At 37.4% G+C, this 12,667-nt stretch carries 18 protein-coding genes; 7 read left to right on the plus strand and 11 right to left on the minus strand.

Annotated elements, in window-relative coordinates; translation table 11 throughout:
- Positions 1 to 7: 7 nt before the first annotated feature.
- Positions 8 to 409: a secondary thiamine-phosphate synthase enzyme YjbQ gene (locus NSQ61_RS11030; protein WP_063387043.1), complete on the minus strand. Its 402-nt coding sequence runs from the start codon at positions 407 to 409 to the stop codon at positions 8 to 10.
- Between the two features lie 80 nt (positions 410 to 489).
- Positions 490 to 1,173, minus strand: a complete 684-nt coding sequence (locus NSQ61_RS11035) for a zinc metallopeptidase (protein ID WP_340806989.1) — start codon at positions 1,171 to 1,173, stop codon at positions 490 to 492.
- A 263-nt stretch (positions 1,174 to 1,436) separates the two neighbouring features.
- Between NSQ61_RS11035 and NSQ61_RS11040 the strand changes: the two genes are divergently transcribed.
- Positions 1,437 to 1,691: a hypothetical protein gene (locus NSQ61_RS11040; RefSeq protein WP_063387045.1), complete on the plus strand. Its 255-nt coding sequence runs from the start codon at positions 1,437 to 1,439 to the stop codon at positions 1,689 to 1,691.
- Complete coding sequence (locus tag NSQ61_RS11045) at positions 1,688 to 2,683, plus strand: potassium channel family protein (RefSeq protein ID WP_066249275.1); 996 nt, start codon at positions 1,688 to 1,690, stop codon at positions 2,681 to 2,683. Before NSQ61_RS11040 ends, NSQ61_RS11045 begins: the two co-directional genes overlap by 4 nt.
- On the opposite strand, the gene NSQ61_RS11050 is transcribed toward NSQ61_RS11045, so the two are convergent.
- Together NSQ61_RS11050 and NSQ61_RS11055 are read right to left on the minus strand one after the other, a co-directional pair.
- Complete coding sequence (locus NSQ61_RS11050; RefSeq protein ID WP_063387047.1) at positions 2,680 to 3,081, minus strand: YugN-like family protein; 402 nt, start codon at positions 3,079 to 3,081, stop codon at positions 2,680 to 2,682. The genes NSQ61_RS11045 and NSQ61_RS11050 overlap by 4 nt on opposite strands.
- A 513-nt stretch (positions 3,082 to 3,594) precedes the next feature.
- Positions 3,595 to 4,944, minus strand: coding sequence for a glucose-6-phosphate isomerase (locus tag NSQ61_RS11055; protein WP_063387048.1), 1,350 nt, complete (start codon positions 4,942 to 4,944; stop codon positions 3,595 to 3,597).
- A gap of 179 nt (positions 4,945 to 5,123) precedes the next feature.
- On the opposite strand from NSQ61_RS11055, the gene NSQ61_RS11060 reads away from it, so the two are divergent.
- On the plus strand, positions 5,124 to 5,357 hold the full coding sequence (locus NSQ61_RS11060; protein ID WP_063387049.1) for a DUF378 domain-containing protein: 234 nt from the start codon (positions 5,124 to 5,126) through the stop codon (positions 5,355 to 5,357).
- Positions 5,358 to 5,695: 338 nt separating this feature from the next.
- Here the strand turns inward: NSQ61_RS11060 and yugI are convergent, their stop codons facing one another.
- From yugI to NSQ61_RS11075, 3 genes are all read right to left on the minus strand, one after another.
- A complete protein-coding gene (gene yugI / locus NSQ61_RS11065; protein ID WP_340806991.1) occupies positions 5,696 to 6,061 on the minus strand; it encodes a S1 domain-containing post-transcriptional regulator GSP13 in 366 nt (121 codons plus the stop codon).
- A gap of 128 nt (positions 6,062 to 6,189) precedes the next feature.
- A complete protein-coding gene (locus NSQ61_RS11070) occupies positions 6,190 to 7,359 on the minus strand; it encodes an aminotransferase (RefSeq protein ID WP_186439307.1) in 1,170 nt (389 codons plus the stop codon).
- Positions 7,356 to 7,856, minus strand: coding sequence for an Lrp/AsnC family transcriptional regulator (locus tag NSQ61_RS11075; RefSeq protein ID WP_063387051.1), 501 nt, complete (start codon positions 7,854 to 7,856; stop codon positions 7,356 to 7,358). The genes NSQ61_RS11070 and NSQ61_RS11075 overlap by 4 nt, the downstream gene beginning before the upstream one ends.
- 159 nt (positions 7,857 to 8,015) lie before the next feature.
- Here NSQ61_RS11075 and NSQ61_RS11080 point away from each other — a divergent pair, with 159 nt between their 5' ends.
- Entirely contained in the window at positions 8,016 to 8,816 is an 801-nt protein-coding gene (locus NSQ61_RS11080) for an alpha/beta fold hydrolase (protein WP_063387100.1), read from the plus strand.
- 14 nt (positions 8,817 to 8,830) lie between these two features.
- Here NSQ61_RS11080 and NSQ61_RS11085 read toward each other — a convergent pair whose 3' ends face one another.
- On the minus strand, positions 8,831 to 9,094 hold the full coding sequence (locus NSQ61_RS11085; RefSeq protein ID WP_066249268.1) for a DUF1871 family protein: 264 nt from the start codon (positions 9,092 to 9,094) through the stop codon (positions 8,831 to 8,833).
- A gap of 75 nt (positions 9,095 to 9,169) precedes the next feature.
- On the opposite strand from NSQ61_RS11085, the gene NSQ61_RS11090 reads away from it, so the two are divergent.
- A complete protein-coding gene (locus NSQ61_RS11090) occupies positions 9,170 to 10,336 on the plus strand; it encodes a MalY/PatB family protein (protein ID WP_339211077.1) in 1,167 nt (388 codons plus the stop codon).
- A gap of 29 nt (positions 10,337 to 10,365) precedes the next feature.
- Here the strand turns inward: NSQ61_RS11090 and NSQ61_RS11095 are convergent, their stop codons facing one another.
- Positions 10,366 to 10,563, minus strand: a complete 198-nt coding sequence (locus tag NSQ61_RS11095) for a hypothetical protein (RefSeq protein WP_063387054.1) — start codon at positions 10,561 to 10,563, stop codon at positions 10,366 to 10,368.
- Between the two features lie 127 nt (positions 10,564 to 10,690).
- Here NSQ61_RS11095 and NSQ61_RS11100 point away from each other — a divergent pair, with 127 nt between their 5' ends.
- Positions 10,691 to 11,074, plus strand: coding sequence for a kinase-associated lipoprotein B (locus tag NSQ61_RS11100; protein ID WP_063387055.1), 384 nt, complete (start codon positions 10,691 to 10,693; stop codon positions 11,072 to 11,074).
- Positions 11,075 to 11,104: 30 nt separating this feature from the next.
- On the opposite strand, the gene kapD is transcribed toward NSQ61_RS11100, so the two are convergent.
- Entirely contained in the window at positions 11,105 to 11,725 is a 621-nt protein-coding gene (gene kapD, locus NSQ61_RS11105; RefSeq protein ID WP_063387101.1) for a 3'-5' exonuclease KapD, read from the minus strand.
- A gap of 146 nt (positions 11,726 to 11,871) precedes the next feature.
- Between kapD and NSQ61_RS11110 the strand changes: the two genes are divergently transcribed.
- Positions 11,872 to 12,273, plus strand: coding sequence for a thiol-disulfide oxidoreductase DCC family protein (locus tag NSQ61_RS11110; protein WP_144597766.1), 402 nt, complete (start codon positions 11,872 to 11,874; stop codon positions 12,271 to 12,273).
- Positions 12,274 to 12,413: 140 nt separating this feature from the next.
- Here NSQ61_RS11110 and NSQ61_RS11115 read toward each other — a convergent pair whose 3' ends face one another.
- Positions 12,414 to 12,605 (minus strand): hypothetical protein, encoded by a 192-nt coding sequence (locus tag NSQ61_RS11115; protein WP_130157067.1) that lies wholly within the window; start codon positions 12,603 to 12,605, stop codon positions 12,414 to 12,416.
- Positions 12,606 to 12,667: the final 62 nt, after the last annotated feature.

A 12,667-nucleotide genomic window follows, 5' to 3' on the forward strand; every position in this document is an offset into this window, starting at 1 on the left:
CTAAAACCTATCCTTTTAAAATTTTTGCATAATATGTCCGTTTTCTAGGTCCGTCAAACTCGCAAAAATAAATGCCTTGCCATGTCCCAAGCAGCAAATTTCCTTCCAAGATGATAACGTGCTGGGATGCTCCGACAGTACTTGCTTTCATATGAGCAGCAGTATTCCCTTCAAAATGCCGGTCAAGCGGATTCTCCCATGGGTACAGCTCATCGAAACGGCGAATCATATCCCGCTTTACGTCAGGATCAGCATTTTCATTGATCGTAATGCCTGCTGTCGTGTGCGGACAGTATACCACAACTATCCCTTCTGAAACGGCTGATTCATGTACAAACTGTTGAATTGACATTGTAATGTCAATCATTTCATCACGCCGGCTCGTCTGTAATATAAATTTTTTTAACATGATAAACACCGCCTCTTAGCCTTGCGCTTTTTCTAAAATGACAAGGGGCCTATTATACGAATAAGCCCCTTTTCCAATTTTTATTCTTCTTGAGATTGGAAGAAAATCATCACGAATTTCAGAAGTTCAAATAGAGATATTAAAGCTGCCGCAACATACGTTAAAGCCGCTGCATTTAATACTTTATTGACTCCGTGCTCTTCTTCGTTTCGGATAAAGCCATTGCTTACTAAAATAGCTTTTGCTCTAGAGCTCGCATTAAACTCAACAGGCAATGTGATCAACTGAAATGCAACTGCAGCGGAGAAAAAGATAATCCCAAGCCCTAACAAGTTTAAGCTTTGTAATAAAAACCCGGCAATAAGCAAAATCGGAGCAATTCCCGATGTAAGATTGACAACTGGAAACATTTTATGTCTTAACACAAGAGCACCATACCGTTCTTTATGTTGAATTGCGTGTCCGCACTCATGCGCCGCGACGGAGACGGCCGCAATCGAATTTCCGTAATAAACCGGCTCTGATAACCGCACAACCCGATGAATTGGATCGTAGTGGTCTGTCAGCTGCCCGTGAACAGGCTCGACTGGAACGTCATAAAGTCCGTTTTGATCCAAAATTCTCCGCGCAACTTCTGCCCCTGTTAAATGACTCGAAGCGATCACATCGGAATACTTAGCAAAATTCCCTTTCACACGGAATTGCGCCCAAATAGATATTCCGAAGGCAATGAACACCAGAATGTCCATCGGATGAAAAAGCATTTTGAAAAACCTCCCGTTCTATTTTTTATAGTTAACAATAATATAACAATTTTTGAAGGAATTTGTACAGAATTTTGTATCAATGTAAAAGAACTGACACATGTCTTTACTATTCTACGATGACATGAACCATTTCATTCAGCTTTACTGTAAAATCACCCCATAATTATGAATTCAGCTGTCCAACATATTCATACGCATTTGTATACGAAAAGTTTCATTTTCAAAAAAGAATTTGCACATACTAATACAGGGGTGTTGAGATGAAACTTAATAATGAAGAGAAAAAACAACTGAGTACCGCAATTGATAACATGAACGATGCGTTAGATGTATTTATCGAGCTGTACAATGAATCAGAAGAAGATGTAAGCATTATAGAATTTGAAGATCAAACCATCAAGGCGATTAAACGCGCGGTCGATGCATACGGAAAAGAGGCCGTTTCCAAAAAAATCAATACAATTATTACAGAAATTTTCTCTTTTCTTGCCGAAACGAAAGGAAGTAAATCATGAAATCGACAAAGCTTTGGATTCAATATTTAAGGTGGCCGGTTTTTATCCGAATGTCTGTTATTGTGTTAATGATTTTAATTTTGTTTGGCACGATGATTTCTTACATAGAACCGAAGGAATTTCCTACACCTTTTGAAGGCATATGGTGGGCTCTTGTAACAATGTCTACAACCGGTTATGGCGATTTCGTTCCAAAAACTTTTTTGGGACGTACATTCGGAATGATACTAATTTTGACCGGAGTAGCATTTTTAACATCCTATTTTACGAATTTATCAGCTGCTGCTGTAAAAAGGCAAAATGCCTATATTGACGGGGAAATTCCTTTCAAAGGGAAAAACCATTTTTTATTAATTGGCTGGAATGAAAAAACAAAGGAGATTATTGAAACACTGCGTATTATAAAATTTTACTGCCCTATTGTTCTTATCGACCAAACATTATCTGAGGCACCTTATATTGATGAAAACATACACTTTATTAAAGGAAATCCTGCCGATGATCAAATTTTAAATAAAGCAAACATTAAAGAGGCAAAAGCTGTCTTCATCACAGCTGATCAACATAGAAACGAATTGGAAGCCGACATGCTCACGATTTTAGTATTAATTACGGTAAAAGCGTCAAATCCGTCCGTGTACACCATTTGCGAAATGATGACAAAAACACAAACATTGAATGCCAAACGGGCGGGAGCTGATGAGATTATTCAATCTTTCCAGGTGGTTGGTCAAGTCTTTTTAAACAGCTTCTTATTTCAGAATGGATTTTCGAATGTTATATTAGAGCTCGGGAAAGCATACGGCGCCCGCTTAACAATTGAATCTCCAACAGACCAGGACATCGGGAAAAATTTTCAGCAATTACATAATGACCTGTTTTCCAATGGCATCATTCTTTTTGGCATCAAAAGAGGGGAAGAGATTTTTCTAAACCCTCCCCACAATTTTACAGTCGTTCAACACGATTGTTTAATAGCTTTAAAAAACTAATTTAATCTTCTTTCAAGCTCTTGAATTAGTGTCTCTCCTAATTGAACATAAGGCTCTAAAACATCGGCATCTTTTTCCGCCGGTTCGGAAAACTGATTAAAGGAGGCTTGGAAGTTTCCAATTGCCGCATGATCGTCAAGTCCCTCTTTATATTTGTGGGTTAAAATAAAAGGCCGGCCGAGTCTTACCGTTGCATTATGTGCATCCAATTGCCCGTCGACAGCACGAAACGGTATTCTTAAAAAGTGGTATCCGTCGTCATCATCCATCAGATAATCAAAATAACCGTGATCATAATCCCAATTCCCTCCAATTGTGTATCCTAACTGTTTTAATTCCAGTTCTAAATCGTATAAAGGATATTGTTTTCCTTCCAAAGATGAAGAAATTTCAATCATTACTTAAACACCTTCCTGCTCATTTTTTATTATGTTTACCCAATGGTGAAAAAGTAGTCATGAAAGATGCTCTTCAAGCTTTATGGAAAATGGCGATTTTTGCATTCGGCAAATATTCGAGCGAATTTTTCGTTTGATGGAAAGTCATTATTTTAAGTTAAAAAATTGGTTTATTATTTCGAATTTTGCTCTAACTATGCGGATCCCTCTTCCCAATAATATTCTCCACGCTCTTACAGCAGACAGATAAAAGTTAAAGGGCTTCTGTTAATGGAAGGGATATAACGTGACAGTCAAAAATATTGCGATGAAGAGCAAATTGTGTATTTATTTTTCTAAATAAAGGAATAAAAGAGCAACATTGCATTCCAATTGTCGGAAGCGGGCAGCAGATAGACAAAAATAAAACAGCTGTAGCTAGAAATAGCTACAGCTGCTATTTAATCAAATTCTGTCTGCTTGGCAAAGGAAAATTCAGCAACAAATTGCCGTTCTTTTTTACATGATTCCCTTTTATTTCAAGCGTTTTTCAAGCTCAGCTTTTTTCTCTTCAAAGCCCGGTTTGCCTAAAAGAGCGAACATGTTGATTTTGTATGCTTCTACGCCTGGCTGGTCAAACGGGTTAACGCCAAGTAAATAACCGCTCATTGCACAAGCTTTTTCAAAGAAATAAACGAGATATCCGAATGTATAAGCGTTTAATTCAGGAATGGAAACAATGAGGTTCGGTACGCCCCCGTCAGTATGAGCTAAGAGAGTCCCTTCAAATGCTTTTTTATTGACAAAATCAACAGATTTTCCGGCTAAATAATTTAATCCGTCTAGGTTGCTTTCATCTTCTTCAATCGTTATGTCATGCCGTACCTTCTCTACATGTAAGATCGTTTCAAATATGTCCCGGCGCCCTTCTTGCACATATTGTCCTAACGAATGCAAATCTGTCGAAAAGTTGGCTGAAGCAGGGAAAATACCTTTCAAATCTTTTCCTTCACTTTCCCCGAAAAGCTGCTTCCACCATTCCGCAAAATATTGAAGAGCCGGCTCATAATTGATGAGCATTTCAATTGTTTTCCCTTTATTATAAAGAATATTGCGCGCAACGGCATACTGGTAAGCTGGATTCTCCATTAGTTCGGAAGAAGAAAAATCTCTTCTTGCATCTTGAGCGCCCTTCATAATCTCTTCAATATCCACTCCGCTTACCGCAATCGGAAGAAGCCCGACAGCAGTTAGAACAGAATATCGTCCGCCGACATCATCCGGGATAATAAATGATTCATATCCTTCTTCATTTGCGAGTGTTTTGAGGGCTCCGCGCGCTTTATCTGTCGTAGCATAAATACGTTTTTTCGCTTCTTCTCTTCCATATTTATCCTCTAATAATTTGCGGAAAATTCGGAACGCTATCGCTGGTTCTGTCGTTGTTCCAGATTTAGAAATGACATTAATGGAAAAATCTTTTTCTTTTATAAAATCAATAACATCTTGGATATATGTAGAACTTATATTGTTTCCGACAAAAATAATTTGCGGCGCTTTTCTTTGGCTTTTTGAAAGAGCATTAAAAAATGAATGGTTCAACATTTCAATTGCAGCTCGAGCACCTAAATAAGAACCTCCGATTCCGATGACAAGCAATACATCAGAATCCGAACGGATTTTTTCGGCACATTGTTGAATCCGTGCAAATTCCTCCTTGTCATAATCTTGCGGCAAATCGATCCAGCCTAAAAAATCACTTCCTTGACCTGATTTTTCATGCAAGGAATGATGGGCAACCTTTACAAAATCTTGATAATATGTAAATTCTTGCTCACTAAAAAAAGATAAAGCTTTAGAGTAATCAAAACGTACATGTGCCATAAGCCAATTCCTCCATCTCTAAAAATTTATCTGCCATGTCTTCCACTTTATCGAAAATATTTGTCGAAATCAAGAAAACAATAAACAGAACAGGCTCATTATTCCTGCTATCAGATGTATAAATTTTTCATTTTGATACAAGTTAATAAGGAAAAATTCAACTTAAAGGAGGTAGCAACATGAGCACTTTACAGCGGATTGCACTGCTTTTTACAATAATCGGAGCCCTGAACTGGGGTCTTATCGGATTTTTTCAATTTGATCTTGTGGCAGCTATTTTTGGCGGCCAAAATGCTGCTTTATCTAGAATCATTTATGGTATAGTCGGTATTGCCGGTCTCATTAATCTTGCTCTCTTATTTAAACCTGATGCAGAATTTGCCCGTAATGAGCCTAAGACGGAAACAAGATAAAGACAACAAGCATTTCAATGAGATCAAAATTCGGAGCTTAAAAAATCGACATAATTTTCTGTAAAAAAACCTTCTATAATTTTTTTCTAAAATCGACAGAACCGAAAAGTAGGGTTCAAAAAAACCGGCATAATTGCCGGTTTTTTTCATTAGCGCAGCTTGAAGGATTGCCGCTTTTCGAACTTCTATAACCGAAATGACATTCGATAAATCTTTAAAAGAATGTCCGGGCAAAGTTCGATAGCAGTCTTTGTAACACGAATAAGTATTAAAAAGCAAATTCGTGTTCTACAATAACGTTTCCGTAAAATTCCGCCATGACAGCGATGCGTATGTCTTTATTTTTTTATAATATTTTCGTGTTTTGAATGTTCAATCCATTCCTGCAGCTTTTCACGCAATGTATTAAAGCCTCTTGACGCTTCGCTTTCTGTTTTTTGTTTAGCAATTGGTTTTGATTTTTCTTCCACTGCCTTAATGGATAAGCTGATCTTTCCCGATTCATGATCAACCGAAAGAATTTTTACATTTACTTCATCGCCGATCTTTAAGTAATCCCGGACATCTTTTACATATCCGTGGGCAATTTCCGAAATATGCACTAGACCTTGCGTTTCTTCATCCAATGCTACAAATGCACCGTACGGCTGGATTCCTGTCACTTTACCAACTAAAACAGCCCCGATAGGATATTGATTAGCCATTTAAACACTCCTAATTCATAATTTCTGCTTAAAACGAATATGCGGTGATCAATTATAACACAATGTACTCATTTGAGCAAAAATAAATAAAAAAACCTGGCCTCATATTAGGCCAGGCAATAAAAGCATTATAAAGATTGTACAAATCGTTTGATCCTTTTCATCGCTTCTTGAAGCTGCTCCATAGATGATGCGTATGAACAACGAATATATCCTTCGCCGCTTTGGCCAAAAACATTGCCGGGGACTACTGCTACTTTTTCTTCTAAAAGCAATCTCTCCGCAAATTCCTCGGAAGACAATCCGGTGCTTTTAATGCTTGGAAAAGCATAAAAGGCACCGCCCGGCATATGGCAAAATAAACCGGCTTCATTTAACGACTGAACAATGTAGTTTCTTCTTCTTTGATAGCTTTTCCGCATGTATAAAACATCTTCATCATTTTCCAATGCTTCTAATGCAGCGTATTGGGCCATTGTCGGCGCGCACATGATCGAATATTGATGAACCTTCAACATTGCACGCGCAAAAACTCGGTCAGCAGCTATATACCCAAGCCGCCACCCTGTCATGGCAAAGCCTTTAGAAAAGCCGGAAATAAGAATTGTCCGTTCCTTCATACCTTCAATACTCGGCATGCTTACATATTCATCTTCATAACAGAGCTCAGCATAAATCTCATCAGCCACTACCAGCAAGTCATATCGCTTAGCAATTTGTGCAACTGCTTCCAGCTCTTTCTTCGATAAAACCGTTCCTGTCGGGTTGTTTGGCGTACAAATCATAATGGCTTTTGTCTTACTTGTAATATATTTTTCCAAAATTTCCGGATTGACTTTAAATTCTTCTTCTCCAAAGGTAGATACGCTGACAGGCTTCCCTCCCGCGAGAGTGACCAGAGGCGCATATGAAACAAAGCAAGGTTCTATTATTAATACTTCATCCCCGCTATTAATAATAGACCGGAAAGCTATATCGATCGCTTGACTCGCACCAACTGTTACAATAATTTCTTCAGCCGGATCGTACTGTAAATCAAAACGTTTGAACAAATACTCGCTGATTTTTTCGCGAAGCTCATACAATCCAGCGTTTGCTGTATAAGATGTAAATCCTTGTTCCAAGGAAAGAATGCAGGCTTCGCGTACATTCCATGGAGTGACAAAATCAGGCTCTCCTACACCAAGTGAAATAACGCCTTCCATATTGGCAGCCAGGTCAAAAAACTTGCGGATGCCTGATGGCTTCATATTTATGACAGTTTCTGACAAATATGAATTTAACGTCTTCATTTTCATGGTGACACCACGATTCTTTTATCTTTATCTTCGTGATCAAAAATGATTCCGTCATGTTTATATTTTTTCAAAATAAAATGTGTTGTTGTAGATAAAACGGATTCAAGCGTTGACAGCTTCTCCGATACAAAACGGGCTATATCATTCATTGTTTTTCCTTCAATCACGACAGAAAGATCATAAGCGCCTGACATTAAATAAACCGATTTAACCTCGTTAAATCGATAAATGCGTTCGGCAATTTCATCAAACCCTACGCCTCTTTTTGGAGCCACCTTTACATCGATCATGGCTGTTACGCCTTCATGTCCGTCTACCTTTTTCCAATCAATAGTTGTCGCATAATTCACGATGATTTTTTTCTCTTCTAAACCTGAAATCAATTTCTTTGTCTCTTCCTCAGAAAGTCCAATCATTTTCGCAATTGTTTCAGGTGTTAAGCGGCTGTCTTCCTCCAAAATTTCTAAAATTTCTGTTTCCTTTTCAGTCAATTTCATTTTTGTAAATCCCCCTAAAATGGAATCTTCAGATAATTATATCACGTTCCAGAATTTTTACATCACTATGCCAGAAAATTTTTTAAATTGATGGATAAACTAACGGTACAAAATTACTGAAAGGAGAAATAAGCATTGCTAAAGGAAATCCATCACAAGATGAAAATATTAGGAACAAATATATATTACGAATATTATCATCATCCACAACAAACAGATACGATCGTGCTGATTCATGGATTTTTATCCTCCACCTTCAGCTATAGAAAATTAATCCCTTTATTAAAAAAGCACTTTTCCATTATAGCCATTGATCTTCCCCCATTTGGGAAATCCGAAAAAGCAACGAAGTTTTTCTATTCCTATCACAACATGGCAAAAGCGGTTATAGAGCTTTTAGAACGTCTGCAAATCAAACAGGCTGTAATTGTCGGCCATTCCATGGGCGGACAAATTTCTTTATATGCAGCTAAGCAAAAACCTGATTTGTTTAAAAAAATTGTGCTCATTTGCAGCTCTGGTTATATGCAAAAGATGCCTTCCTCTCTCATATTTTGTTCATATCTCCCGTATTTTTACCTTTACGTTAAAAGACAATTTATCAGGCAAGGCGTATGGAAAAGCTTATGCAGTGTCGTGCACGACCAATCGCTCATTAACGAAGACATGATATACGGATATAGCGAACCGTTTTATGACGATAAAATTTTCAGAGCATTGACCCGAATGATTCGTGAACGTGAAGGAGATCTTTCCTCACAAGACTTAAAAACGATTGAAATTCCATGCTTATTAGTATGGGGGGAAGAAGATAAAATCGTTCCAATCGAAGTCGGATACCAGCTTCAGAAAGATTTGCCCATCTCTCGTTTTGTCTCCTTCAAACAAACAGGCCATTTAGTGCCTGAAGAGCGGCCATATCATGTTAGTAATCACATTTTTGATTTTTGTTTCGGCTAAATAGGCAAGTGTTTTTACAATAATTGGCATGACACATTTTTTTTAATCGCCAATAGTTTTTTGGCGATTTTTTCACATTCCTTTAAAGGTATAACCTCTTCAAAAGAGAATTCGTAAATTGACTGAATCTTCCTAGCCAACTGTAAAGGGTGATCAATTGTATGAACGGCTTGAATGCAATCAACTATTTCCAGTTCGTAAGCATCATTGCCCAGTTGGAGCGGATCCCATTCACTTAACAGTTCAATCATAAATAAATTTGCCTCTTTTTGTTCCATATCGCTTCCCCCAAATTGGTACAAAATGTTTGCAATTGTATTTTAGCACATATACATTGGTATTGAGGTGAGAAGATGAGTGATTTTGATCAAGTAATAAAAAGAAAAGGAACACAATCTTACAAATGGGATTTCACAAAAGAATTGTTCGGACATGAAGATGTTTTGCCAATGTGGGTAGCTGATATGGATTTCAAATCTCCCGATGCGGTCATAGCGGCTTTGAAAGAACGAGTCGAACACGGTGTGTACGGCTATACTGGCGTCGCCTCCAAAACAAAAAAATCGGTTCAAAATTGGCTAAAAACAAGACATGGATGGGAAATTTCAGCCGATTCACTTGATTTTTGTTCAGGCGTAGTGGAAGCAATGAGCATAGCCATCCAAGCATTAACGGAAGAGGGGGATCGGATTGTGATTCAGCCCCCGGTATACAAGCCTTTTTTTGACATGGTGAAGTATAATAAACGCATTGTTGTGGAGAATGAATTAGTTTTAAAAGACGGGCGTTATTCTATCGATTTTGAAGATTTGGCGGAAAAGCTGGCAGATCCATCCGTCAAAATGCTGATTCTTTGCAACCCGCAAAACCCGAGCGGAAGAGTATGGACAAAAGAGGAGCTTGCAAAAATCGGCGAATTGTGCTTAGAAAACGGCGTGTTTGTTTTTTCAGATGAAATTCATTCAGATATTTTGCTGTTCGGCAATAAGCACACTCCTTTTGCTTCCATCAGTGAATCATTTGCTCAAAATTCCATTACAGCTATTGCGCCAAGCAAAACATTTAATCTTGCCGGCCTTCAAGCTTCAGCAGTGATCATTCCTGATAAGAAAATATTAGGTAAATTTAAACAAGTGAAAAGAAAGCAGGGGCATTTTTCTTTAAATATTTTTGGCATTACGGCAATGGAAGCAGCCTACAATAACGGACATGAATGGCTGGATTCACTTCTCCTTTACCTTGAAGAAAACGTAAAACTTGTCGAACAATATATTGGGGAGCATTTAAAAAGTATAAACGTAATCCATCCTGATTCTACGTATTTAATTTGGCTTGATTGCCGTTCATTAAATATGACTGAACAACAATTAAAAAAACAGCTGCTTGAAAAAGGAAAATTAGCATTGGAACTGGGCAGTAAATACGGCAAGGCTGGAGAAGGTTTTGTGCGGATGAATATCGGCTGTCCGCGGCAGATGGTCCTAGATGGATTAAAGAGACTAAAAACGGCTCTTTCTTAACATTCGTTGGGAGGCATCGCCTCCCGGTTTCAGCTTCTTTTTTTCTCATTTTCTGAAAGCTTTTTCAGCAGCTCATTCGCTTTTTCTTCTTCCTTGCGGGATATTTTTTTAAAAAAAATGATCGCAACTACAGCTAAAATGATAAACGGAACCATTTGCAAAAAACCATATAAATATTCAATTTTATTTTCCGGAAAATATAGAATAAAATTTAGAAGCCATTCCATGATCATCACGACCTTTCAAATCCATTCTATCTTTTACTATAGCAAAATTTTGCTTTATCATGCCATCTGCTCTGAAAATAAAAGTGTACAATAGGTGAAAACATTACAATTGCTGGAGGGGAAAACTTTGGACATAAAAGTCGGGGATATCGTTACAGGCATTTATAAAACCGGTAAATATATCGGGGAAGTTACCGAAATTCGGGAGAATCATTATTTAGTAAGAGTAAAAGCGGTTTTAAAACATCCGATGCAAGGGGATTTGCACCAGCCGAAACAAGCAGATGTTCCGTTCTTTCATGAACGCAAAGCACTTTCCTTCAATGAACAAGCAAATATTCCAAAAAAAATGGTTCACCATTATAACGGGGAAATTCCTGATTACGAAACTTCTCTGAAAGAAGCTTCCGCTGCTTTAAAGAAGGAGCTTGAGGAAGATGGAAGCGATTGGGCATTGCGTTCTCTTGAAAACTTGAATCGATTAGAGAGAGAATATTTTAAAGCATTATGAAAAGGCCACTACAAATTGCAGCTGGCCTTTTCATGTCGCTTGCTTTTGCCATAATTTTGTTAAATCTATTCGTTCACCAATTGTCAGCGGCTTTGGTTTCAAAAGATATTGCTTATCTTTTTCAATCAGCTTAAAAATATTAAAAGTTGTTAACGCATCGTCAAGTGCACGATGATGCTTGCCGATTCCTTTTTTGCCGTATTCCTCCACAGCTTTCCACAATCCTGTTTGATTGCGGTCGCCAAAAAATTTTTTATATTCCATTGATAAATCGATCTCCGTACCTGCTATTGGAAATGGCAGTCCATGCTCTTTGCAATTATGGCGAAGAACTTTCATGTCCATGTTGCCCCATGTCACGATCATTGTTTCTTCCCCAAAAGAAAGCTTGCGAAGAAGATGAACCAATTCGGAAAACGATAGACCGTTATCAACTTGTTCTTGGGTAATTTCCAAAAAACGCTTACATCGTTCTGTTAATTTTGGAAAAAATCTAGGTTTTACAAATGTGGAAAACGTCTCTTTAATTTTTCCCCTTTCTACCTTTACGACACCCGCTTCGATAATTTCCGGAAAAAAGCCTTCCGGATTCATTTTGTTCTCAGCCATTGTAAATTCAAAATCAATAAATAACTGCTTCTTGGCCTCCACGTTATCCTCCCCCCTTATGAATCACTGCTCCGAAAACACCGTTACTTCATTATATCATTTAACAAGAATAAATATCTTCCATTTCGGAAAATAAAAAATTTTTTATGAATTTTTTATTATAAAATAGAAGAAAGGAGTGAATATCGATGAAGCCAAAAAAAATCATTCTTTTCGACGGCATGTGCAATTTTTGCGATTCGACCGTAAATTTCATCATTTCGCACGATCCAGATGAAATTTTTATATTCGCACCGCTGCAATCAAGCAAGGGAAAGGAATTATTACAGCAATTCGGCCTTTCGACTGAATCTTTTGATTCGCTCGTATTATCGGATGGGAATCGCTGTTATACAAAATCCACTGCTGCTTTACATATCGCCAAACACTTAAGCGGGTTTTTGAAAATATTTTACGGATTCATCATCATCCCGAAACCAATTCGCGATTTTATTTATCAGATCATTGCTAAAAACCGATATAAATGGTTCGGTCAAAAAAACAAATGCATCCTTCCTAGTGAAAACATAAAAAAACGTTTTTTACAATAATCCGAGGAATTTTTAAAACTGCCTGTTCATCTCATAAATTGTTCTTCCTGTAAATAAAGAAAAAAACTGGACAATCGCCAATTTCTTTTAAAAAACTCGATTTTACTTGTATTTTCTTTAATGTTTTTGGCATTTCATTCTTAGTAATTGATGACACGAATGTATTCTCTTGGTGCAAATTTTTCTTCATTCATATTTTTGGAAAAAGTATTGATTGGCGTCCACTCATATGATGGATGTACATACGTCTGTTTCGTTTGTTCATGCAAATACCATGAAATGCTGAATAATAAGATAAAAATTAAAACGGCTGTCATTACCTTTTTTGTCATCATACCACCTCATTTTCAAGGTGGGAAATTTCACAAAAAAATATACATTTTATGATTTTTTT

The organism is Aeribacillus sp. FSL K6-1121, from assembly GCF_038003725.1.
Lineage (GTDB): Bacteria > Bacillota > Bacilli > Bacillales > Aeribacillaceae > Aeribacillus > Aeribacillus composti.